Here is a 22626-nt window from a genome sequence, read left to right as displayed (position 1 = left end):
TCGACGCCGCCCCAGGCGCGGGCGGACGCCGCCCCGGGGCGGGCGCGGCGGCGAGGTGGGGGCTCAGAAGGCGAAGGTGGCGACGACCGGGGCGTGGTCGGACTCCGGGTACTTGCGGTCGGTGCCGAAGGCGGCGGACTCGTCGTGCAGGATCTCGTTGTGGATCTCCGAGCCCCGGTAGTGGGCCAGGAGGTTGCGGGTGACGAGCATGTGGTCGAGCATCTCGCCGTGTCCCTGGTGGAACAGGGTGTAACGGGACGAGGCAGGCACCGTGTGCTCGACCGGGACGAGCACCCGGTTGACGAGGTCCGGGTTGCCGGTGTCCTCGACGTTGCCGCGGATGGCCAGGACGGGGATGTCGTCCGGGGTCGCGTTGAAGTCGCCGGCGACGACGATCCGGGCCCCGGGGTCGGCGTCGAGGATCTGGTCGACCAGGCGGCGGACCTCCAGAGCCTGACTCATCCGCTTCATGCTCGAGATGAACGTGCCCTCGGCCCAGGCGTCGGCGCTGCGCCACGTGTAATTGTCGAGCTTCTGCCCGGGGATGTCGGTGGGGATCTTCGACTTCAGGTGCACGTTGACGACGTGCAGCCGCCCGCCGCCGACCTGCGCGAGGTCGAGTTCGACGTGCAGGATCGGCCGTTCCACCCCGATCTCGACCGGGGCCGCGTCGGCGGGGACCGCGGTCAGCCGGGCGTAGCGGGGCCTGGCGACCAGGTCGTTGCGTAGCTGCCGGTGCGCCAGCACGGGGTGGTGCGAGACCACGACCAGGTTCCGCTCGTTGTAGACCGCGTCGCCGTCCGGCCGGCTGCTGGTCATCGACGCGCCGGCGAGGTCGGTCCCGGCGAGCAGTTCCGCGAGCGCCAGCAACGCCCGCGGCTTTCCGGGACGTTCCTGGCCGTGCACCTCCTGGAAGCAGACCACGTCGGCCCGCAGGCGGACGATCTGCGGCTTCATCAGCGCGACCCGCTCGGCCAGCGACGGCCGCTCGTCGGGTGCGGTCTCGTCGAGGTTCTCGACGTTGAACGTCGCGATCCGGAACTCGGCCACGGCCACTCCCCCGGGGCGGTGACGACCTGCCGCCGAGCGTACGCGCCGACGCCCCGCCGGCCGCCGTTTCGTGGGCGGAGCAGCACCAACTGACACTTCGGGTCAGTTACCCGCTGCCCGGACCGGACCCGGCTCAGGCGCCTGCTCACCCGCCCCGGTCCGGTGACCCGGCGTGATTCGGGTTGCGGGGCCGGACGGCGGCGGCGTAGCTTTGGCCGCGATGTGAGCCGCTGACACCTTCCCGCGCCCGCGCCCGAGGCACTGCCCGGCGGGCGGAAGATCTATTCCGGTCGGTGGTGTCCCATGTCCCACGCAGCTCTGCTCGCCCATGACCTCGTCCGCACCCTCGGCACGCGCCGGGTGCTCGACGGCGTCTCGCTGACCGCCGCACCCGGCCACCGGATCGGGCTCATCGGTGAGAACGGCACCGGGAAGTCGACCCTGCTGCGCCTGCTCGCCGGCACCGACGAGCCCGACAGCGGCACCGTCGTACGCCCCGCGGACCTCGGCTTCCTGCACCAGGAGATGCCGTTCCGGCCCGCCGCGACGATCACCGACGTGCTCGACGACGCCCTGCGGGAGGCCCGGGAGGATCTCGCCGAACTCGACCGGCTGACCCACGCGCTCGCCGACCTCCCGCCGGACTCGCCCGGCTACGCCGACCTGCTCGCCGCGTACGGGGAACGGCTCGACCGGGCGCAGGAACACGACGCCTGGGACGCCGACCGGCGGGCCGCGATCGTCCTCGCCGGGCTCGGCCTGGGCGCGATGCCGCACGACCGTACCCTCGGGTCCCTGTCCGGCGGGCAGCGCGGCCGCCTGGCCCTGGCCGCGCTGCTGGTACGGCGCCCCGTGGCGCTGCTGCTCGACGAGCCGACCAACCATCTCGACGACGCCGCCGCGGCCTTTCTCGAGGAGCAGCTGCGCGGCCTGCCCGGGGTGGTCGTGGCGGCCAGCCACGACCGGGCCTTCCTCGACGCCGTCTGCACCGACCTGGTCGACCTCGACCCGGCGCTGGACGGCCCCACCCGGTTCGGCGGCAACTACACCGACTACCAGGCGCACAAGCGGGCCGAGCGGGAGCGCTGGCAGCGACGCTTCGCCGAGGAGCAGGAGGAACTCGCCGACCTGCGCCGCTCCGCCGGCGTGACCGCCCACCAGGTCGCGCCGGGCCGGGCCCGGAGCGACAACGAGAAGATGGGGTTCGGTCACACCACCGGCCGGGTGCAGAACCAGATCTCGCGCCGGATCCGCAACGCCACCCGCCGGCTCGACGAACTCGAACGCGACCAGGTCCGCAAGCCGCCGGAACCGCTGCGGTTCCGGGCCGCCGCGCTGGCCACCGGATCGGCCGCCGGGCTGCTCGCGTCGCTGCGCGACGTCGAGGTCGCCGGCCGGCTGCGCCTCGACCTGCTCGACGTGTCCGCGACCGACCGGCTGCTGGTCACCGGCGCGAACGGGGCCGGCAAGTCGACGCTGCTCGCGGTGCTGGCCGGGCAACTGCCGGCGGCCGGCGCGGTGCACCGCCGGCCCGGGCTCAGGGTCGGCCTGCTGGCGCAGGACACCGTCTTCGAGCGGCCGGACCGCACCGTACGGGAGACGTACGAGCTGGCGCTCGGGCCGGCCCGGGCCGAGGCCGTACCGCTGCGGTCGCTCGGTCTGATCCGGCCCCGGGACATCGCCAGCCGGGTCGGTGACCTGTCGGTCGGCCAGCGCCGCCGGCTCGCGCTGGCGCTGCTCGTGGCCGACCCGCCCGAACTGCTGCTGCTCGACGAGCCGACCAACCACCTGTCGCCACGGCTCGCCGACGAGTTGGAGGAGGCGCTCGGCACCGGCCCCGGCGCCGTCGTGGTCGCCAGCCACGACCGGTGGCTGCGGGCCCGCTGGCCGGGCCGTGAGGTGCGGCTGAGCGGCGCCGGGGAGCCGGGCTGACCGGTCCCGTCGTCTCCTAGAATGGCGGGCCGATCCAAAGGAGACATGGTGCCGCGGGGAACGCAGGAGCTGGTGGCGGTGCTGGAGCGGCACCAGGTCGCGGTGTACGTCGGGGCGATCGCGGCCGGGGCCGTGGTGGGCTGGACCCTGCCGGCGGCGGGGCCGGGGCTGGCGCACGCCATCAACCCGGTGCTGGCGGCCCTGCTGTACGTCACCTTCCTGCAGGTGCCGGTCGCCGACCTGGTCCGGTCGCTGCGCGCCGGCCGGTTCCTGACCGCCACGCTCGTCGTCAACTTCGTCGTGGTGCCGCTGGTCGTCGCCGCGATGTTCGCGTTCCTGCCCGACGACCGGGCCGTCCGGCTGGGAGTGCTCCTGGCCCTGCTGACCCCGTGTGTCGACTACGTGATCGTGTTCAGCGGTCTGGCCGGCGGCAGCCGGCAGCGCCTGCTGGCCGCGACGCCGGTGCTGCTGCTCGCCCAGTTGCTGCTGCTGCCGTTGTTCCTCTATCTGTTCATGGGACCTGAGCTGGCCGGGGTCGTCGAGACGGGGCCGTTCGTCGAGGCGTTCGTCGTGCTGATCGCCGTACCGCTGGCGCTGGCCTGGCTCACCCAGGCATGGGCGGCCCGGCGGGCGGCCGGACGCCGGTTCGCCGGGGCGGCCGGTACGGCGATGGTGCCGCTGATGGCGGCGACCCTGCTGACCGTCGTCGCCTCCCAGGTGCCGAAGCTGGGCGAGAGCCTCGCCGACGTCGCCCGCGTCGTGCCGTTCTACGTGGCGTTCCTGGTCGTGATGGCGTTCGCCGGACTCGCCGTCGCCCGCCTGTTCCGGCTGGACGTACCCGACGCCCGGGCGGTCGTGTTCAGCGGCGCGACCCGCAACTCGCTGGTCGTACTGCCGTTGGCGCTGGCCCTGCCGGACCGGTTCGCGGTCGCCGCCGTCGTGGTCGTCGCCCAGACCCTGGTCGAGGTGGTCGGCATGGTGGTCTACGTCCGTACGGTCCCGCGCCTGCTGCCGGGCCGCTGACCGGCGCGTACCCGCGGTAGTCGCAGGGTTCACCGGCTGTTCGCCGGCCGTCCACCGTGGAGTGGTTGGACGGCGGCCACCATTCGGCCGTGATGCGGCCTCGGAACATGGTGATCGTGGTGACCGTCCTGGCGCTGCTCGGTGCAGTCGTCGGTTACCTGCTCGCGGGATCCGACCCGGCGACGGTACGCGGTGTCGTCGGCACCGAGAAGGCGACGTTCTTCGCCGACCCGCGCGTCCGGGAGGCGTTCGAGAAGCACGGACTGCGGCTGGAGATCGAGGCGCGCGGTTCCCGGGAGATGGCCACGGCCGACGCGCTCGCCGGCCACGACTTCGGTTTCCCGGCCAGCGCGCAGGCCGCCGGCCCCGTCGCCCGGGCCCGACCGGCCAGCGGCACGTACGAGCCGTTCGGGTCGCCGCTGGCGGTCGCCACGTTCACCTCGATCGTCGACCTGCTCGCGCAGGAGGGCGCCGCCCGGCGCGGCGGGGCCGGGCACTGGGTGCTGGACCTGGCGGCATACCTCGACCTGGCCGGCCGGGACCTGCGCTGGGACCAGATCGCCGGCAACGTCGCCTACCCGGCCCGACGGGACGTGCTGGTGACCACGACGCACCCGAGCTATTCCGGTTCGGCGGCGGGATACGCCTGGCTCGCCGCCACCCACCTCGGCCCCGACGGGCTCGACCGGGTGGCGAAGCTCTTCACCGACCAAGGCGGGCTGGAGCGGTCCACCGGCGACCCGTTCGAGAGATACCTGACCCAGGGGCTGAACTTCGCCCCGCTGGTGCTGGCCTACGAGGCCCAGTACATCGGCGCGGCGGCGGCGGGGACGCTGCCCGACGGCGCGACCCTGATGTACCTCTCCCCCACCCTGCTCAGCACCCACACCGTGGTCGCCTTCACCGAACGCGGCGACGAGGTGGGCGAACTGCTCACCACCGACCCGACCCTGCGGTCACTCGCGGCCGAGCACGGCTACCGCACCGGTACCGCCGCGGACTTCGCGACCGTGCTCGACCGGCTGGCCGGCGCCGGGACATCGCTGCCCGCGCAGCTGCCCGAAGCCGCCCCACCACCCGACCCGGTCGCGTTCGAGGCCATGCTCACCGCCCTCGACCAGCGCCTACGACAGTGACGACAAGGAGGACTCCCGTGCGCCGTACGCCCCGACTGGTGCTGGCCGCCGTGCTGCTCGCACTCGCGACCGCGTGCACCGGCGACCCGGCACCGACCACACCGGCCAGCGGATCCGAGGGCCCGTACCTGCGCGGTTCGGGCACCCTGCGGGTGCTCGCCGGCAGCGAACTGGCCGACCTGCGCCCGATCCTCGACGAGGCACGGGACGCGACCGGCGTCACCGTGCAACTCACCGAGATCGGCACCCTCGACGGGATCGAACGGGTCGCCACCGGCGCGGCCGCCCGCGACCACGACGCGATCTGGTTCTCCAGCAACCGCTACCTCGAACTGCACCCGGACGCCGCCGACAAGATCGGCGTGGACGCCAAGGTGGCGAACTCGCCGGTGGTGCTGGGCCTGCGGGCCTCGACGGCGCAGCGGCTCGGCTGGGACCGGAACCGTCCGACGTGGAGCGAGATCGCCACGGCGGCCGGCGCGGGTGAGTTCACCTACGGGATGACCAGTCCGGCGACCTCCAACTCCGGCTACTCCGCCCTGGTCGGGGTGGCCGCCGCCCTGGCCGGCACCGGCCGGGCGCTGACCACCGACGAGATCACCGCGTTGACGCCCCGGCTGCAGTCCTTCTTCACCGGACACGCCCTGACCTCCGGGTCGTCGGGCTGGCTGGCGGACGCGTACGTGCACCGGCAGACCGCCGGCGTACCACTGGACGGCCTCATCAACTACGAGTCGGTGCTGCTCTCGCTCAACGCCGGTGGCCGGCTGTCCGAGCCGCTCACCGTGATCTACCCCGCCGACGGGGTGGTCACCGCCGACTACCCGCTGACCCTGCTCGCCGGCGCCGCCGAGCAGGCCCGCACCAACCATGCCGCGATCGCCGACTTCCTGCGCCGGCCGTCGACCCAGGCCAAGATCATGGAGCAGACGCACCGTCGGCCGGCCATCACCGGGGTCAGCCTGACCGGCACGTTCGGACCCGCCGACGGAGGGCTGGTCGAGTTGCCGTTCCCGACCCGGTACGAGGTCGCGAACACACTCGTGTCGAGCTTCGGTGACGCGCTACGCAAGCCGGCCCGCACCATCTACCTGCTCGACCTGTCCGGGTCGATGCGGGGCAGCCGCCTCGAGGGACTCCAGTCCGCCCTGCTCGGGCTATCCGGCGCGGACACCTCGCTGTCCGGCGAACTGACCCGGTTCAACGGGCGCGAGCAGGTGATCCTCGTGCCGTTCAGCACCACGGTCGCGCAACCGCGCCGGTTCGACGTACCGTCCGACGACCCGAAACCGACCCTCGACCGGATCCGCGACGACGTACGGGGGCTCTCCGCCAACGGCGACACCGCGATCTACGACGCGCTGGCCCGTGGCCTGGAATTGGCCCGCGAACTCGACGCGGCGGAACCGGGCCGGTTCACCAGCGTGGTGCTGCTGACCGACGGCGAGCGTACGGTCGGCCGGTCCCTGGACTCGTTCCGGAGCATGCACGCCGGCCTGCCGGCCACGATCCGGTCGGTGCCGGTGTTCACCCTGCTGTTCGGCGAGGGCAACGTCGGCGAGATGACCGAGATCGCCACGTTGACCGGCGGTCGCACCTTCGACGCGCGGACCGGTTCGCTCGCCGCCGTGTTCAAGGAGATCCGCGGCTACCAGTGACCCGGGTCCGCCACCGGTGCACCGGGGCCGGCGGGGTCGCCGGCCGGCTCCGGTGGGCGGTGTCGCGCGGAACGCTCCTATGGTGCGTCGTCTCCGCCGCGCTTTTCGTGACATTGCGGTGTGTGGTGATCGTTAGTTGCCCGTACGGTGTGTCGAGCTGCTGGGCAGCAGACGATCACGGGTGCCCTGGTGGTTCGCCGAGGATGTTGTGGTCCACAGCGAATTCGGCGTACCCACAGCGAACTCGCTGTGGGGCGTGACAGTGGTGTCCGGCCTCCGGGTGGGCCGGTGGACCGGCCGGTGCAGCGGGCTGGCGTCCACCCATCCGTTGGCGCCTTGTTGATCTGGGCGGGAGAGACCTTATGGCGCGTGGATAAGGTCCCTCCTGCCCAGATCAACCGCGTGACCTCGGCGACCCGCCGCGCCACGGAGAGACTTGGGCGCGTACCGCCCCGGCGGCGGGGCGGTGAAGGGAGACCCGGCGGCGCGGCCCATTACCACCGGCATCAGCTCACCGCTGCTGAACCGACCCCGCCATGCTCACAGTCAGGGCAGGGTTGGTGTTGCGGTCCACAGCGAATTCGGGGTCTTCGCGCTTATCTGTGGGTGTGTTTGGTGTGGTGTGTGTGGCGCATGCCGTTCCCGGTCTAGGTTCTCGGCTTGTCGAGGGTCGAGTTCCAGGGATCGGGGAACGGCATGCGTGGTGTCAGGGTATGGCAACGGTTGCTCGGGGTTGAGCGGGCGGTGGTGGAGCGGGTGGAGTGGTCTGAGGAGGGGGTGATGGGGGCGGGTTCGTGGTGGCGCATGTGCGGTTGCATGCGGGGGCGAGGTCTCGGTGTGGGGTGTGTCGGCGGCGGTGTGTGGGTTATGACCGGGGTGAGGGGCGGCGTCGGTGGAGGGCGCCGGATCTGGGGACGGTTCGGGTGGTGATCGAGGCGGATGCGCCGAGGGTGTCGTGTCGGGTGCATGGGTGGTGGTGGCGGCGGTGCCGTGGGCACGGCACGGGGTGGGTCACACGTTGGCGTTTGACGAGATGGTGGCGTGGCTTGCGACGGTGGCGTCGAAGTCGGCGGTGCGGCAGTTGATGCGGGTGGCGTGGTCGACGGTCGGCGCGATCGTGGCGCGGGTGTGGGCTGACACCGGTGGTGCGGTGGATCGGTTTGCGGGGTTGACCCGGATCGGGATCGATGAGATTTCGTACCGGCGGGGTGAGAAGTATCTGACGGTCGTGGTTGACCATGACAGTGGCCGGTTGTTGTGGGTTCATCCGGGCCGTCACGAGGCGACGTTGAACCTGTTCTTCGATCTGCTGGGTCCGCAGCGGTGTGCGGCGTTGCGGTTGGTGTCGGCTGATGGGGCGCCGTGGATCGCACGGGTGGTGGCCAGGCGGTGTCCGCAGGCGGTGCGGTGTGCTGATCCGTTCCATGTGGTCGCCTGGGCTGTGGACGCGTTGGACGTGGTGCGTAGGCAGGCGTGGAACAACGCCGTGGGCCGGGTCCGGGGTCCGGCGAAGGGCGGGCCGGGTGGGCGGGGTGTGTCAGCGGAGTTGAAACGCTGCCGGTGGGCGTTGTGGAAGAACCCGGAGAACCTAACCCAGAAGCAGACCGCCCAACTGGCGTGGATCGCCCGGACCGATTCGCGTCTACACCGTGCCTACCTACTCAAGGAGGGCCTGCGATATGCGTTCACGGTCAAGGGCCAGGCGGGCAGGGAAGCGATCGACCGATGGATCAGTTGGGCCCGACGCTGCCGGATCCCGGCGTTCGTCGACCTGTCACGACGGATCGTCCGGCACCGCGACGCGATCGACGCGGCACTGGACCACGGCCTGTCCAACGCCCTGGTCGAAAGCACCAACGCCAAGATCCGCCTGATCATCCGGATGGCGTACGGCTTCCGCAACATCGACGCGCTCATCTCGATGGCCCTGCTCAGCCTCGGAGGACACCGACCGACCCTACCCGGCCGGACACGACCACCCACCCTGCCCCAACCCACCCACGGATGAGTAAGAAGACCCCGAATTCGGCGTAGGAACAGCGAATTGGCTGTGGCCCCGGGCAGTGGTACCTGACCTGACCGCCGAACGGTCGGCGTCCGCGTGAGCCAGCGGGTCGTCAGCGCACCGGGTCGTGGGTGCCGCGGGGTACGCCGGGACGGCAGCGGCGGACCCGTTCGGCGGCCATCCGGCCACCGGCCGCCAGCCCGTGGCGTTCCACGGCCGTCAGGCCGTAGGCGCCGCAGGTCGGGGTGAACCGGCACTGTCCCGGCCAGTGCGGCGACAGCCACCGCCGGTAGCCGCGGATGGCGGCCACCCCCGCCCGGTCCACCACCGACGCGCGGGTCACCGCCGCCGTCGTCGAACCGAGCATCAGCAGGGTCGAGAACAGCCCGAACCCGCAGCAGTCGCAGCAGCCGTCCGGGTTCTTGGACTTGTGCTGCCGGTTGAACCTGTACTGCTGCCGGCGGTTTTCTCTGGCCTGCTCCCAGATGCGCCGGAACCTGCTCGTCATGATCCATGGGTATCACGGCCGCGCTCCCGGGCTGTGGGTGCCGCGCCGGCCCGGCACCCCCTACCCGGATATGACCGCCGGTTGGTCCCGGCCCGGATCGGTGCCCCGCTCGGCTGGCTCCCGCTGCTCGCCGCCGTCCTGGGCGTCCTGGTCCGGCCGGCGGCCCGCAGTCAGCGCGCGGTCCCGGCCGGCGCAGTACCCGTCACCTCACAGGGCGAGGTCGCGGCGCCGGAAGGCGACCATCCCGACGGCGAGCAGGCCGGCGGCCACCGCGAGCAGGGCCAGCAGCGGACCGGCCGTCACGTCGTCGGCCGGTACGGCGGGGACATGGCTGAACGGTGAGGCGTTCACGACGGCGGTGGGCAGGTCGAGAACGGCCCCGAACTGCCCGGCCAGCGCGCACAGCGCCAGCGCGGCCCAGGCGACCGCGGCCGACCAGCGGGGCAGCAGCCCGAACACGGCGACGACGGCGCCGGCGAGCACGAACACCGCCGGCGCCTGGGCGAGTGCGGCACCGGTCATCCGGGCGGTCTCACCCGCGATGCCGGCGGTGTCGGCGACGGTCGCGCCGTAGGCGAATCCGACGGTCGCGCCGGTCAGGGCCAGCAGCAGGAGTACACCGCCGGCCGCGCAGACGAGGTGGCCGGCGAGCCAGCGGGAGCGGGACACCGCGCCGGCGGCGACCGCTTCCAGCCGGCCGGCGCTCTCCTCGGCGTGCGCGCGCAGGACGGCCTGTACGGCGTACCCGGCGACCATCAGCGCCACGATCGACATGATCGTGGCGAGGAAGGCGTCGACCAGTCCCCCGGCACCGCCGAGCTGGGCGATCGCGTCGGCCAGGCCGGCGTTGTCGCCGACCAGGGCGTCCACCTCGTCGGCGACGGCTCCCATGGCGACGCCGAGCACGGCCAGCCCGATCGCCCAGCCGAGCAGGCCGCCGCGGTGCAGCCGCCAGGCGAGACCGGCGGCCGATCGCAGCTCGGCGCCGGCGCGGGCCGGTCCGGGGCGCGGGGCGACCAGTCCGGTGCCGGCGTCGCGCCGTTCGACGAGCACCGCCGCGACGGCGACGGCGACGACGGAGAAGACGGCCGGCAACGCCAGCACCGCCCAGTGGTCGGCGTCGAACGGGCGTACCTGGTTGGCCCAGCCGAGCGGGGAGAGCCACGACGGCCAGGCGCTGGTGACCCGCAGCCCGCCCGCGTCGACGGTGCCGAGGGCGTCGCCGACGGCGCGCAGTCCGAAGGCGACGCCGACCGCGACCGCGGCGGCCGAGTTGGCGGCCCGCGACGTCGAGAAGACCTGGGCGGTCACCGCGGCGACGGCGGCGAAGGCGGCACCGACGCCGGCGATCGCGGTCCCGTAGGCCAGTGCCCCGGTGACGGGCAGGCCGATGCCGACCAGGGCCGCCGCGACGCCGGCTCCGATCAGCAGGTCGGCGCCGACGGCGACGCCGAGTGCGGCGGCGAGCGGGGCGTGCCGGCCGACCATCGCCGAGCCGGTCAGCTCGAACCGGCCGGTCTCCTCGTTCTGCCGGGTGTGTCGCACGACGGTGAACGTCGTCATCAGCGCGACGAGGACGGCCAGGGAGGTGAACGTCTCGGCGACGACGACGGCGCCGAGGCTGGCGCCGGAGGTGGGGCCGTTGAAGGCGCGGGCGACGACGCTGACGGCGGTGGTGCCGGCGTACACGAGGCGGTCGGCCTCGCCGCCGTAGAGGTCGGCGACGCTGGCGGCGACGGCGAGGCCGACCGCGGGCACGCCGACGATCCAGACCGGCAGCACGATCCGGTCGCGGCGCAGCGCCAGCCGGGCGAGCCGGCCGGTGCCGGTCAGCGCGCTCACCGGGCACCGGCCGTGGTCGGGGTGGCCGCCGGCCGCTCGCCGTAGTGCCGCATGAACAGTTCGTCGAGGCTCGGCGGTGCGCTGGTCAGCGAGCGGATGTCGTGGTCGGCGAGGTGCCGGACGACCGTGCCGAGGTGGTCGGAGTCGACCTCGAAGTGCGCGGTGTCGCCGTCGACGCGCAGCTCGTGCACGCCGGGCAGGGTGTCGAGCCGGTCGACCGGGCGGGCGGTCCGCACCGCCACCGAGACCCGGGTCAGGTGCCGCAGTTCGGCGAGGGTGCCGGACTCCACGACGCGGCCGGCGCGCACGATGGTCACCCGGTCGCACAGGGCCTCCACCTCGGCCAGTACGTGGCTGGAGAGCAGCACGGTCGTGCCGGCCGACCGCGCCTGGCGTACGCAGTCCTGGAACACCGCCTCCATCAGCGGGTCCAGGCCGGAGGTCGGTTCGTCGAGCACGAGGAGTTCGACGTCGGAGGCGAGGGCGGCGACGATGGCGGTCTTCTGCCGGTTGCCCTTGGAGTAGGTCCGGCACTTCTTCGTCGGGTCGAGTTCGAACCGGGCCAGCAGGTCGTCGCGGCGCCGCGGGTCGAGGCCGCCGCGCAGCGAGCCGAGCAGGTCGATCACCTCCCCGCCGGTGAGGTTGGGCCACAGGTTGACGTCGCCGGGGACGTACGCCAGGCGGCGGTGCAGGGCGACGGCGTCGCGCCAGGGGTCGCCGCCGAGCACGGTGACGTCGCCGGCGTCCCTGCGCAGCAGGCCGAGCAGGATGCGGATGGTGGTCGACTTGCCCGCGCCGTTGGGGCCGAGGAAGCCGTGCACCTCGCCGGGTTCGACCCGTAGGTCGAAGCCGTCGAGGGCCCGGGTCGATCCGTAGGACTTCACCAGCTTCGAGACCGCGATGGCCGGCATGGCACCTCCCCAATCGTCTGACCGATGGTCAGATGCTACCTGCCGTAGATGACCATCGGTCAGGGCGGGACCGGCCAGGGCGGGACTACGATCGGCGGGATGGACCCGACGGCCCCGGCGACGGACACCCGGTCGCGCATCCTGCGCGCGGCCGCCGACCTCTTCGTGCGCAAGGGCTACCAGCGCACGTCGCTGCGCGAGATCGCCGACAGCCTGCGGCTGACCAAGGCCGCGATCCTCTACCACTTCCCCACCAAGGAGCACCTCGCCGCCGAGCTGGTCGAACCGTTCGTCGCCGACCTGGAGGCGGTGGCCGCGCACGCCGCCGCGCAGCCCCCGGACCACGGCGGTGGGCGATGATCGAGGGCTGGCTCGACACCCTGCTGAAGCACCGCGCGCCGTTGGGCATGCTCGTCAACGACATCGCGATCCTGACCCGCAACTCGGTCTACCGGCGGATCCTGGCGGTGGCGACGCAGGCCAACGAGCTGGTGGCCGGGCCCGACGCCGACCAGCGGGAACGGGTACGGGCCACGCAGGCGATCGCGATGGTCAGCGACCCGATCGTGTTCTACACCGACGCCGACACGGCGACCCTGCGCGAGGACATGCTCGACGGCGTACACCGGCTGCTCGAGGGCGGGCCCCGGCCGCCGCGGACCACCGGTCCGACCCTGGCCGGCGCCCGCGCGCGCCGGGGCCGGCCGCCGGCCCTGTCGGACGGGGACGTGGCCGCCGCCCGGGCGATGCACGCGGCCGGCACGCACACCGTGGACGAGATCGCGGCGGCGTTCGGGGTGGGCCGGGCCACCCTCTACCGCCACCTGAACCGAGACTGATTACGAGACAGAATTTCGAGATTTCGGGACGACTTCCGAGATTTCCGGTTCCGCTTGCGCCCGACCCCTTCCGTCACTAACGTACAACCACATGGTTGTAGGTGAGCTGGACGAGGCGGACGTGGACCGGATCTTCCACGCCCTGGCCGACGCCACGCGCCGCGACATCCTCACCCGGGTGATCCGGGCGGAGCAGTCGGTGTCCGCCCTCGCGCGCCACTACCCGATGAGCTTCGCGGCGGTGCAGAAGCACGTGGCGGTGCTGGAACGGGCCGCGCTCGTTGTCAAGGAGAGACGCGGAAGGGAACAGGTCGTGCACATCGACGTGACCGCACTACGTCGGGCGGCCGAACTGCTCGACGCGTACGAACAGCTCTGGCGGCACCGCGCCCGGGCGATGGAACAGATCCTGGCCGAAGACCGAGAAGGGGAACAGTCGTGAGCGTGATAAGCATCGACAAGGACGTCCAGGCGTTGACGCTGACGTTCGTCGCCGAGTTCGACGCCAGTGTCGAGCGGGTCTGGCGGCTGTGGGAGGACCCGCGCCAGCTCGAACGCTGGTGGGGCCCGCCGACCTGGCCGGCCACCTTCGAGCAGCACGACTTCGTGGTCGGCGGCTGGTCCCGCTATCACATGACCGGCCCCGAGGGCGAGAAGTCCCGCGGCTGGTGGACCATCACCGCCATCGACGCGCCGCACCGGCTGGAGTTCGACGACGGCTTCGCCGGCGAGGACGGCGAGCCGGTGGACACGATGGCCCCCACCCACGGCACCGTGTCGCTCGAGGCCGTCGACGGCCGGACCCGGATGACGGTGGTCTCGAAGTTCGTCGACGCCGAGCAGTTGGAGCAGATGGCGGAGTTGGGCATGGAGGAGGGCATGCGCCTGGCGATGGGCCAGATCGACGCCATCCTGGCCGAGACCCGCTGAGCACGCCGACACCCGCCGAGCACGCCGACACCCGCTGGCCAGGCCGAGACCCGCTGAGCACCGCCGACACCCGCTGAGCGGGCCGGCCGGACCGGGGTCAGGCCGTCGCGGTCCGGGCCAACCGGTCCAGCCAGCGGGCCGTGGGACCGAGGGTGAGCAGCCCGCTTCCCGCGCCCACGTGTTCGCCGGCGGCCGGTTCGAGGGCGGCGTGGGCGCGGCGGGCAAGGTCCCGGTCGCCGGTGGCGACGGCGGCCTCGCCGGCGAGGCACCACCGCACCTCGAGCAGGTGGTCCGGCGGCGGCTGCGGCAGCGCACGCAGCAGAGCCCGGGCCCGGGCGTCGTCGCCACCGGCCAGCAGCACCAACGGCCGGGCCCACGGCTCGTACGGCCCGTAGTCGGGGCCGGGACCGGTCGGGGCGGGCCGGTCGTGCAGCAGCCGGAGCGTGAGCAGCGCGAGCGGCAGCAGCCCCTGTTCGAGCCCGGGCATCCCGGCCTCGGGCAGGGGCCGCGCCGCGTCCCGGTAGGCGGCCGCGACGGTTCGCGGGTCGTCACCCGTCGCGGCGGCCCGCATGGCGCGGTACCAGCGCGTGAAGACGTACACGAGCGGGGACTCGTGCCGCTCGGCCAGCTTCTCGGCCGCGGTGGCGTGGGCGTCCGCGCCGGTGAGGTCGGCGACCGCCGCCCGGGCCTGGAGCCGTACGAGGTGACCGAGGATCTCGTACGTGGTCAGGCCGTGCCGGGACGCGACGTCGACGATCTCGACCCCGATCGCGTCCCGGCGCGGCGCGGCTCCCGCCTCGAACGTGTGCAGGAAGACGCCGTTGAGGGCGAAGACGAGCAGCGCCGGGTCACCGAGTTCGCGGGCGATCCGCTCGGCCTCCCCGGCGGCCCGGCGGGCGGCCGGGTCGTCCGTACCGCGGCTCTCGATCGCGATCGTGGTCAGCAGCCGCGCCCGGACCGGATCGGGGCCGGCCGGGCCGAGCGCGGCGAGGGTACGGCGGGCGGCGTCGACGACCTGCCGCGCCTGCGCCGGGTCGTCGGACCGGCTCCAGACGGCGGGCACGTCGTACGCCCCGATGATGCGTGCGGTCAGGTCGGGATCGCCGGCCCGTTCGGCCGCCAGGATCGCGGCCAACCGTTGCTCGCGGGCGGCGACGAGATTCTCGCCCCCGGTCACCGCCAGGGTCCGCAGCAGGTCGACCGTCGACCGCAGCCCGGTCCGGGAGCCGGCCGCGACGGTGCGCTCGTACTGGGCGGTGGCGCGGGCCCAGGGCTGGTCGGGCCCGTGGACGGGAGCGGTGGTGAGCCGGCGGGCCTGGTTGAGCACGTCGACCTCGAGGCGCCGCAGGTCGTCGCCCGGGTCGAGGCCGAGCCGGTCGACGAGGGTGTCCCGTGCTCTGCGCAGCACCGCCAGCGACTCCCCCTGGCGGCCGTCGCGGTACAGCGCCAGGGCCAGCAGCCGCCAGGCGCGTTCCCGCCCCGGATGCTCGGTGACCAGCGCGTCGAGGTCGGGTACGGCCCCGGCGGCGCGGCCGAGGTCGAGCCAGGCCGCCGCCCGCAACTCGACGGCGTGCAGCCGCAGTTCGTCCAGCCGGCGTCGGGCGGTCCGGGCCCAGTGCGCGTCGGGGAACTCGGCATAGGCGGGTCCCTGCCACCAGTGCAGCGCCCGGTCGAGGTCATCGGCCGCCCGCCGGGCGGGCGCCTGTCGGGCCGCCTCGACGGCATCCTCGAACCGCCAGGCGTCGACGGCGTCGCGGGACGTGCGCAGCGCGTAGCCGTTGCCCCGGGAGACGAGCAGGCGGGACGGCGTACGCGGGGCGCGGTCCGGTTCGAGGGCCCGGCGCAGGGTCGCCACGAAGGTGCGTACGGAACCCACGGCGCCGGCCGGCGGCACGGCCCACAGATCGTCGACCAACCCGTCGACGGTCACGACCCGGCCGTCGGCGGCGACGAGGCGGCCGAGCACCTCGCGGTGGCGCGGCCCCTTCAGATCCAGTGGGTCGCCGGTCGGGCCGACCGCCCGGACCGGCCCGAGCACCTCGAAGACGACCGTCACCGCGCCATTGTCCGCCCGCCGGCCGGGGTCGTGCTGACTGGTTGCTGATCGGGCCGCGCGACGGTGGACCGGTCAACCAAGGACATCGGAAGGACCACCGTGACCATCACGATCCCAGACTTCGAGTACCGGCGGGTCCCGGTCGCCCCCGGGGTGTCGCTGAACACCGCCGTCGGCGGCAGCGGCAGCCCCGTCGTCCTGCTGCACGGCTTCCCGCAGACCCACCTCATGTGGCGGCACGTCGCCGCCGCGCTCGCCGCCGACCACACCGTCATCTGCCCGGACCTGCGCGGCTACGGCGCCAGCGACAAGCCGGCCGGGGACGACCCGGCGGCGTACGCCAAGCGGACCATGGCCGCCGACGTCGTCGCCCTCGCCGCCGCGTTGGGGTACGACCGGTTCGCGCTGGCCGGCCACGACCGAGGTGCGCTCGTCGCGTTCCGGGCCGGGCTGGACCACCCCGCGGCGGTGAGCCACCTCGCCTGCCTCGACGTCGTACCCACCCTCGACACGTGGCAGGTGCTGCACGGCGTGTCGGCCTCGGTCGGGTTCCACCTCTATCTGATGGCGCAGCCGGCGGGGCTGCCCGAGACGATGATCGCCAACAGCGCCGACGCGTTCTTCGGCCACTTCCTCGACGCGTGGGGCACCGGTTCGGACGCCGTCCCCGCCGACGTCCGCGCGGAATACCTGCGGGCCAGTGCGGCGGCCGTACCGTCGATCGTGGCCGACTACCGGGCGTCGGCGACCGTGGACATCGACGACGACCGGGCCGACCTCGACGCCGGCAACCGGCTGCGGATGCCGGTCACCGTCGTCCAGCAGGACTGGGGCGCGCGGCTCGGCTACGACGCGGGCGCGGTCTGGCGGGCGTGGGCGCCCGACCTGGAGCACCGGACGACCACCGCCGGTCACTTCATGGCCGAGGAGGCCCCCGACGACATCGCGAAGGCCATCACCGACCTGCTCGCCCGCTGAGCCGGCCGGTGCCCGGCCGGCGACCGGAGCCACGGTCGCCGGCCGGGCCGGGGTCAGATCCGGGCGCCGACCGCCGCCCCGGAGACCGGGTGCAGGAAGTTCGACGTCGGGATCGCGCCGGCCGACGTGCGCGGGCCGGTGATCACCGCCGGGTTGGTGCTGACCAGGCTGGCGTCGTTCCAGGTGCCGCCGATGTTCCACGAGTTGCCGCTGCCGGTCGAGGTCCCCATCGACACCGCGGTCTGGTTGCTCACCGACAGGTTGCCGGTCAGTGTCGACCGGGACCGGGAGACGTTGAACCCGGTGCCGCCGTTGTCCCAGGCGGTGTTGCGGGAGTACGTCATCGTGCCGGGGTTGCCGTTGTCGACGAAGCCGCCCTGGGCGTTGTCGAAGGCGATGCTGTTGCGGACGGTGTGCGCGACCGCCGGGTCGTCCGGGTCGCCGCCGCCCATCTTGAAGCCGTTGCCGTCACCGGCGAAGTTCGGGAAACCCCAGCGGTTGACGCCGTTGCCCCAGGCCACCGAGTCCTCGACGAGAATCGGGGAGAGGAACTCCCAGGCGTCGAAGCCGTCGTCGACGTTGTTCCACAGCCGCGCTCCACGTACGACGTTCCCGGCGCCGGACCCCTCCTTGATCGCCAGCCCGTCGGCGCTCTCCCCGTTCTTGCGGGGATCCCGGTTGCCGTAGGCGTCCAGGTTCAGCACCTGGTTGCCGCTGGAGGCGCCCTGGATGTGCAGCCCGGTCTCGTAGTTGTCGCGGGTGACCAGCCGGTCGAAGACGTTGTTGCCGCAGTCTCGGCAGAAGATGCCGTACGGCCCGTTGGCGATCTCCAGGCCGACGAACCGCCAGTACGACGCCTCGATGTGGAACACGCCCCGCTCGGCGTTGGGGATGCTGCCGTTCAGCGGTGCGGGGGTGTGCGGCAGCTGCTCGCCGTCGATCAGGACCCGCTCGGTGCCGTACCGGGTGATGGTGATCGGCGCGGCCGCGGTGCCGTTCTTGAGGACCTGGATGTTGGTGGTCGGGGCGTAGGTGCCGGCCCGCAGGGCGATCGTCCCGCCCGGGCGGACCAGGTCGACGGCGCGCTGGATGGTGCGCAGCGGCTGTGCCAGGGTGCCGGGGGCGGCGTCGTCGCCGTTCGGCGCCACGACGAGCTGGTCGCCGGTCGGCGGCGGGGTGGTCGGCGGGGGCGTCGTGGGAGGCGGGGTGGTCGGCGGCGGAGTCGTGGGTGGTGGCGTCGTGGGCGGCGGGGTGGTCGGTGGGGTCGAGCCGCCGGAGTCCACTGTGACGTCGTCGAAGCTGGCGCTGGCGTAGGCGGTGATCAGGCCGATGCGGCCGGCCGCGACCAGGCTGTTCGTGGCGCTGCCGACCGGGGTGCCGTTGACGAAGCCGCGGATCGTGCTGCCGCTGACCTCGATCCGCAGCGTGTGCCAGGTGCCGGCGGCACCGAAGCCGGCGGCCGAGCCGAGCGGGGTGATCGTGCTGCCGTTCACGGCCTGGAGCTCGGCGCGCCCGTTGCCGAGCAGGGCCAGCCGGTACATCTTGGTGGCGCTGCTCGACCGGGCGGCCAGGGCGGCCAGCCCGGCGGAGCCGTACGACAGCGGCTTGACCCGGGCCTGGACGGTGTAGTTCGTCCAGCCGGTCTGGCCGGCGAACTGCCGGGCGAGCTGGCTCGTGGCGTTGGACTGCTGGAACACCGGGGAGCCGTCGGTGACGACCGCCCAGGTGCCGCCGGACTTCGACCAGCCGCCGCTGTCGCCGTCGTTGAAGTCGTCGGAGTAGAGGGTGGCGGCGTGGGCCGTCGATCCCATGGTGACCGCCAGGACGGTGGCGGTCACCGCGGCGCCGACCGCGGCGAGTACGCCCCGGCGACGGATGGTGCGCTTGTCGGGCACGGGTTCCTCCTGGATAGGGGGTGTCCCTCGATCGGCGGCCGTCGCGGAGGCCCGGACTCCGGTGGCGCCAGTCGGATCGAGAGGATGCCAAGAAAGGGCTTTCCCGTCGGCCAGGGTAGGCCGGGAGAAAGTGGTCGTCAATGTTTCGACAGTGCCGCCGACACCCCGCACCATCCGCAGAGGACATCGATCGGGTTGCCTTGACGGAATATGTCGACGGCGTTACGGTCATCCGGCGGAACGCGCTTTCCCGCAGGTGATGCGCTCGGGTCGGGGCAACGACCAGTGCACACCATTCCCCGTCACGAGCCTGTCATGGTTGGGTGACAGGCGCCCTCTTCCGGAGGTTCCCCATGGGTGGTTCTCCCACCTTCCGCCGGCGATTGCGGACTTCCGCACTCGCCGTCGGCAGCGCGGTCGTGGTCACGGTCGCGTCCATCGGATTCACCAACCTGGCCAACGCGGCCACCGTATTCGACGCCAACTTCGACAACGGCAGCACCAGCGGCTGGTCGAAGTCCGGCGGCACCTGGAGCGTCGTCAGCGACGGCTCCAGCGTGCTCCGGCAGACCAACGCGGGCAGCGAGAACGCCCGCCAGTTCGCCGGCGACACCGGCTGGACGAACTACACCGTCCAGGCCCGGGTCAAGCCGATCAGCTTCGGATCGGGCGGTCACGTCGGGCTGCTGGCCCGCGCGTCGGGCTCGACGAAGTTCTACCGGCTGGCCCTCGTACCCGGCAACCAGGTCCAGCTGCAGTCGGTCAGCGGCAGTTCGGTGACCGTACTCGGCAGCACGACCCAGTCGGTCGCGACCGGCTCCTGGTACACCCTGGCCATCGAGGTGTCCGGCAGCACCATCCGCGGCCGGGTCAACGGCACCCAGTTCGCGTCCGCGTCCAACAGCGACATCTCGGCCGGCCGGATCGGCCTGCAGACCGTGTACGCCAGCGCGTCGTTCGACGACGTGTCGGTGAACACCGGCGGCGGGACCAACCCGACGCCGACCACGCCCGGCCCGAACCCGACGACCCCGCCGCCGACGACCCCGCCCCCGACGACCCCGCCGCCGACCAACCCGCCGCCGGGCGCCTGGCCGTCGCCGACCGGCCAGGTCAAGGTCGACGACACCATCCAGGTGCCGAGCAGCGGCCTCGACGGCGGCCTCAAGCGCTACTACGGCATCGGTGACGGCGGCCAGGGCGAGAGCCAGGACCCGATGTTCGTGCTGGCACCCGGCGCGACCCTGCGCAACGTCATCCTCGGCGCGCCCGCCGGTGACGGCGTGCACTGCGAGGGCAACTGCACCCTGATCAACGTCTGGTGGGAGGACGTGGGCGAGGACGCCGCGACCTTCCGCGGCGGCAGCACCTACCTCGTCGACGGCGGCGGCGCCCGCTCCGCCAGCGACAAGGTCTTCCAGCACAACGGCGGCGGTACGCTCACCATCCGCAACTTCCAGGTCGAGAACGCCGGCAAGCTCTACCGGGCGTGCGGCAACTGCAGCACGTCGTACCAGCGGCACGTGGTGATGCAGAACATCACGGCACGCAGCACGAAGGCGCTCGCCGGCATCAACACCAACTGGGGCGACACCGCCCGCTTCTCCAACATCACGGTCTACGGCAGCACCGTCATCTGCGAGAAGTACCGCGGTGTGCCGAAGGGCAGCGAACCGACCAAGATCGGTGAGGGCGCGGACGGCGTCAACTGCATCTACAACGAATCCGACATCACCCGCCGGTAGGTAGGGCGGCACCGGCTACACCGGGCGGCGGCGCGGTCGACGAACACGACCGCGCCGCCGCACCGTGCGGGCGGGTCCGCCGGGACGATCTGCCCCGGCGCCGGTGGAATGACGTCGGGGCCGCGGGGAAGGCGGAGACTGACCGGCACCTGGAGAGGAGCCCGTGATGAGCAGTCACACCGGCAGGAACGCGACCCGTACGGAGTCGGCCCGCGCCCGGCGTCACCCGGGCAGCGGCGCCCGCGGCCGGCAGGGCGCGACGGTCGAGCAGTCCGAGAAGGGCCGCCACCAGCGGACCGCGACCGGCACCGCCTCGACCGAGCGTGACCACGGCCGGTCCACGCTCGGGCGGGACGGCCGCGTGCACGGCCAGGGCAGCGGGTGATCCGTCGGGCGCCGTCCCGCGCCTCCCGACGCGGGACGGCGCCCCGTGGCTCGGCGCCTCAGGCCACGCTGACCTACCTGCGGCCCTCGGATCGGGCTGATCGCTTGCCGCCCTCAGATCGGGCTCACCCGCTTACGGCCCTCAGATCGGGCTCACCCGCTTACGGCCCTCAGATCGGGCTGACCCGTTTGCGGCCGAGCCCGAGCTTCCGCCCGTTACGCCGGCTGACCCTGGTCCCCGCGACCCCGCGGGTGACCGCGCTGACGCTACGCGTCGCGTGTCGGCCGCCGCGCTCGGTCCGCAGCGGCCGCTTGCGGCCGGCCTTGGCGGCCTTGCGTCCCATCAGGACGCCGACCTGTGCCGCGAGTTCCTCGGCCCGCATCGCGAACGCGACCCGGCGCCGTTTCGTCCCGTTGCGTATCGCGTCGAGCCGCGCGCTGCCGCCGCCCGATTTCGGTCCCCGACCCATCGAACACCACCTCTCCCCGGTTCACCGGTAGTCCTGCGACTTCCCACCAGGGCGGCCGTCATTCCCGCCGGTACGCCGGCGACGCGGCCGGCGGCCCTTCCGGGTCGGCGGAGGCCGGGTCCGTCAGAGTCAGAGGTGCCCGCCGGAGGTCGTCCCGGCGGCCGGTGCCGTGCTGGAGCGCGCCGTACCGGGCGGGGGTGCGGTGCTGTCGCGGACGACGAGTTCGGTGGCGAGTTCGACCCGCGGGCTCTCGATCTTCTCCCGGCGGGCCAGGCGCAGCACCGTACGGGCGGCCAGCAGGCCCATCTCGGCCAGCGGCTGGCGGACCGTGGTGAGCGGGGGCGACGACCAGCGCACCTCGGGCAGGTCGTCGAAGCCGACGACGCTGACGTCGTCGGCGACCCGCAGGCCGCGGCGGCGGATGGACTCGTAGACGCCGAGCGCCATCTGGTCGCTGGAGGCGAAGATCGCGGTGGGCGGGTCGGGCAGGTCGAGCAGGTCATTGCCGCTGGTGAAGCCCGCCTCGTGGTAGAAGTTGCCGGGGCGGATGAGGTCGTCGTCGATGGGCAGGCCGGCGGCCTCCAGTGCGGCGCGGTAGCCGTCGAGGCGGGCGCGGCTGCACAGCAGTTGCGCGGGGCCGGCGATGAACCCGATCCGGCGGTGGCCGAGCCCGATCAGGTATTCGGTGGCGCGCAGGCTGCCGGTCCAGTTGGCGGCGCCGATGGTGGGGGCGCCCTGGGTGGGCAGGCCCGCCGGGTCGACGATGACGACGGGGATGTTGAGACGGCGCAGTTCGGCCTGCAACGGCGGCTCCAGCACCGAGGTCACGAAGATGACGCCCTCGGTCGTACGGGCCCGCATGTTGTTCAGCCACTGCTTGGCCGACGAGGTCTTGCGGTGGATGGCGGAGACGACGGTGCCGACGTCGGCGGCGTGCGCGACGTCCTCGACCCCCCGGATGATCTCGACCGCCCACGGGCTGTCGAGGTCGTTGAAGACGAGGTCGATCAGCCCGGAGGTGCTGCGTACAGCGGTGGGCCGGCGCTGGTAGCCGTGGCGGTTGAGCACCTCTTCGACGCGTTCGCGGGTCTGCGGGGAGACGTCGGACCGGCCGTTGATGACCCGGGACACCGTGGGTACCGAGACGCCGGCCTCACGGGCGATCACGGCGATGGTGACCCTGCGGTTGTCGTCCACTGAGACTGCTCCTTCTCCTGCGCCGGCACCGGTTGGGCCTGGGGGTGGCGGTGGCCCCTTCCGCACC

At 73.0% G+C, this 22626-nt stretch carries 19 protein-coding genes and 1 pseudogene; 12 read left to right on the top strand and 8 right to left on the bottom strand.

Going from position 1 to position 22626, the window contains the following annotated elements; genetic code table 11:
* Positions 1 to 63: 63 nt before the first annotated feature.
* Positions 64 to 1050: an endonuclease/exonuclease/phosphatase family protein gene (locus tag Prubr_RS27245; RefSeq protein WP_212817755.1), complete on the bottom strand. Its 987-nt coding sequence runs from the start codon at positions 1048 to 1050 to the stop codon at positions 64 to 66.
* 303 nt (positions 1051 to 1353) lie between these two features.
* Between Prubr_RS27245 and Prubr_RS27240 the strand changes: the two genes are divergently transcribed.
* The 5 genes and pseudogenes from Prubr_RS27240 (at position 1354) to Prubr_RS27220 (ending at position 8807) form a co-directional block, all read left to right on the top strand.
* Complete coding sequence (locus Prubr_RS27240; RefSeq protein WP_212817754.1) at positions 1354 to 2982, top strand: ABC-F family ATP-binding cassette domain-containing protein; 1629 nt, start codon at positions 1354 to 1356, stop codon at positions 2980 to 2982.
* Positions 2983 to 3030: 48 nt separating this feature from the next.
* A complete protein-coding gene (locus Prubr_RS27235) occupies positions 3031 to 4005 on the top strand; it encodes an arsenic resistance protein (protein WP_246567709.1) in 975 nt (324 codons plus the stop codon).
* Between the two features lie 89 nt (positions 4006 to 4094).
* A complete protein-coding gene (locus Prubr_RS27230) occupies positions 4095 to 5141 on the top strand; it encodes a hypothetical protein (protein ID WP_212817752.1) in 1047 nt (348 codons plus the stop codon).
* 17 nt (positions 5142 to 5158) lie between these two features.
* Positions 5159 to 6799 carry a substrate-binding domain-containing protein gene (locus tag Prubr_RS27225; RefSeq protein ID WP_212817751.1) on the top strand — a complete coding sequence of 547 codons (1641 nt, stop codon included), beginning with the start codon at positions 5159 to 5161 and terminating at the stop codon, positions 6797 to 6799.
* A gap of 696 nt (positions 6800 to 7495) precedes the next feature.
* Positions 7496 to 8807: pseudogene (locus Prubr_RS27220) on the top strand (ISL3 family transposase).
* Between the two features lie 109 nt (positions 8808 to 8916).
* On the opposite strand, the gene yidD reads toward Prubr_RS27220, so the two are convergent.
* The 3 genes from yidD to Prubr_RS27205 form a co-directional block, all read right to left on the bottom strand.
* On the bottom strand, positions 8917 to 9312 hold the full coding sequence (gene yidD, locus Prubr_RS37155) for a membrane protein insertion efficiency factor YidD (RefSeq protein ID WP_246567707.1): 396 nt from the start codon (positions 9310 to 9312) through the stop codon (positions 8917 to 8919).
* A gap of 207 nt (positions 9313 to 9519) precedes the next feature.
* Positions 9520 to 11154, bottom strand: coding sequence for an ABC transporter permease (locus tag Prubr_RS27210; RefSeq protein WP_212817750.1), 1635 nt, complete (start codon positions 11152 to 11154; stop codon positions 9520 to 9522).
* Positions 11151 to 12065, bottom strand: coding sequence for an ABC transporter ATP-binding protein (locus tag Prubr_RS27205; RefSeq protein ID WP_212817749.1), 915 nt, complete (start codon positions 12063 to 12065; stop codon positions 11151 to 11153). Before Prubr_RS27205 ends, Prubr_RS27210 begins: the two co-directional genes overlap by 4 nt.
* 99 nt (positions 12066 to 12164) lie before the next feature.
* Between Prubr_RS27205 and Prubr_RS27200 the strand changes: the two genes are divergently transcribed.
* The 4 genes from Prubr_RS27200 to Prubr_RS27185 all read left to right on the top strand — a co-directional run bounded on the left by Prubr_RS27200 (position 12165) and on the right by Prubr_RS27185 (position 13834).
* On the top strand, positions 12165 to 12425 hold the full coding sequence (locus Prubr_RS27200) for a helix-turn-helix domain-containing protein (RefSeq protein WP_212817748.1): 261 nt from the start codon (positions 12165 to 12167) through the stop codon (positions 12423 to 12425).
* Complete coding sequence (locus Prubr_RS27195; protein ID WP_212817747.1) at positions 12422 to 12904, top strand: helix-turn-helix domain-containing protein; 483 nt, start codon at positions 12422 to 12424, stop codon at positions 12902 to 12904. Before Prubr_RS27200 ends, Prubr_RS27195 begins: the two co-directional genes overlap by 4 nt.
* A gap of 91 nt (positions 12905 to 12995) precedes the next feature.
* Positions 12996 to 13346 (top strand): ArsR/SmtB family transcription factor, encoded by a 351-nt coding sequence (locus Prubr_RS27190; protein WP_212817746.1) that lies wholly within the window; start codon positions 12996 to 12998, stop codon positions 13344 to 13346.
* Positions 13343 to 13834 (top strand): SRPBCC family protein, encoded by a 492-nt coding sequence (locus Prubr_RS27185; RefSeq protein WP_212817745.1) that lies wholly within the window; start codon positions 13343 to 13345, stop codon positions 13832 to 13834. Before Prubr_RS27190 ends, Prubr_RS27185 begins: the two co-directional genes overlap by 4 nt.
* 97 nt (positions 13835 to 13931) lie before the next feature.
* Here Prubr_RS27185 and Prubr_RS27180 read toward each other — a convergent pair whose 3' ends face one another.
* Positions 13932 to 15890, bottom strand: coding sequence for an AfsR/SARP family transcriptional regulator (locus tag Prubr_RS27180; RefSeq protein WP_212817744.1), 1959 nt, complete (start codon positions 15888 to 15890; stop codon positions 13932 to 13934).
* 99 nt (positions 15891 to 15989) lie between these two features.
* Between Prubr_RS27180 and Prubr_RS27175 the strand changes: the two genes are divergently transcribed.
* On the top strand, positions 15990 to 16868 hold the full coding sequence (locus tag Prubr_RS27175) for an alpha/beta fold hydrolase (protein WP_212817743.1): 879 nt from the start codon (positions 15990 to 15992) through the stop codon (positions 16866 to 16868).
* Between the two features lie 53 nt (positions 16869 to 16921).
* Here Prubr_RS27175 and Prubr_RS27170 read toward each other — a convergent pair whose 3' ends face one another.
* On the bottom strand, positions 16922 to 18763 hold the full coding sequence (locus Prubr_RS27170) for a right-handed parallel beta-helix repeat-containing protein (RefSeq protein WP_246567705.1): 1842 nt from the start codon (positions 18761 to 18763) through the stop codon (positions 16922 to 16924).
* A 383-nt stretch (positions 18764 to 19146) separates the two neighbouring features.
* On the opposite strand from Prubr_RS27170, the gene Prubr_RS27165 reads away from it, so the two are divergent.
* Both Prubr_RS27165 and Prubr_RS27160 read left to right on the top strand, forming a co-directional pair.
* Positions 19147 to 20508 carry a pectate lyase gene (locus Prubr_RS27165; protein WP_246567703.1) on the top strand — a complete coding sequence of 454 codons (1362 nt, stop codon included), beginning with the start codon at positions 19147 to 19149 and terminating at the stop codon, positions 20506 to 20508.
* Between the two features lie 166 nt (positions 20509 to 20674).
* Positions 20675 to 20893 carry a hypothetical protein gene (locus tag Prubr_RS27160; RefSeq protein ID WP_212817741.1) on the top strand — a complete coding sequence of 73 codons (219 nt, stop codon included), beginning with the start codon at positions 20675 to 20677 and terminating at the stop codon, positions 20891 to 20893.
* 169 nt (positions 20894 to 21062) lie between these two features.
* Here Prubr_RS27160 and Prubr_RS27155 read toward each other — a convergent pair whose 3' ends face one another.
* Both Prubr_RS27155 and Prubr_RS27150 read right to left on the bottom strand, forming a co-directional pair.
* A complete protein-coding gene (locus Prubr_RS27155; protein WP_212817740.1) occupies positions 21063 to 21362 on the bottom strand; it encodes a hypothetical protein in 300 nt (99 codons plus the stop codon).
* Positions 21363 to 21491: 129 nt separating this feature from the next.
* On the bottom strand, positions 21492 to 22559 hold the full coding sequence (locus Prubr_RS27150; protein WP_246567701.1) for a LacI family DNA-binding transcriptional regulator: 1068 nt from the start codon (positions 22557 to 22559) through the stop codon (positions 21492 to 21494).
* Positions 22560 to 22626 lie beyond the last annotated feature (67 nt).

This window comes from Polymorphospora rubra (assembly GCF_018324255.1).
Lineage (GTDB): Bacteria > Actinomycetota > Actinomycetes > Mycobacteriales > Micromonosporaceae > Polymorphospora > Polymorphospora rubra.
This window is presented reverse-complemented; position numbering and strand designations above follow the sequence as displayed.

Excerpts from the sequence above, each read along its gene's own strand:
- Prubr_RS27205 (WP_212817749.1), bottom strand. The coding sequence starts at position 12,065 with ATGCCGGCCATCGCGGTCTCGAAGCTGGTGAAGTCCTACGGATCGACC.
- Prubr_RS27160 (WP_212817741.1), top strand. The coding sequence starts at position 20,675 with ATGAGCAGTCACACCGGCAGGAACGCGACCCGTACGGAGTCGGCCCGC.
- Prubr_RS27195 (WP_212817747.1), top strand. The coding sequence starts at position 12,422 with ATGATCGAGGGCTGGCTCGACACCCTGCTGAAGCACCGCGCGCCGTTG.
- Prubr_RS27190 (WP_212817746.1), top strand. The coding sequence starts at position 12,996 with ATGGTTGTAGGTGAGCTGGACGAGGCGGACGTGGACCGGATCTTCCAC.
- yidD (WP_246567707.1), bottom strand. The coding sequence starts at position 9,312 with ATGACGAGCAGGTTCCGGCGCATCTGGGAGCAGGCCAGAGAAAACCGC.
- Prubr_RS27240 (WP_212817754.1), top strand. The coding sequence starts at position 1,354 with ATGTCCCACGCAGCTCTGCTCGCCCATGACCTCGTCCGCACCCTCGGC.
- Prubr_RS27155 (WP_212817740.1), bottom strand. The coding sequence starts at position 21,362 with ATGGGTCGGGGACCGAAATCGGGCGGCGGCAGCGCGCGGCTCGACGCG.
- Prubr_RS27200 (WP_212817748.1), top strand. The coding sequence starts at position 12,165 with ATGGACCCGACGGCCCCGGCGACGGACACCCGGTCGCGCATCCTGCGC.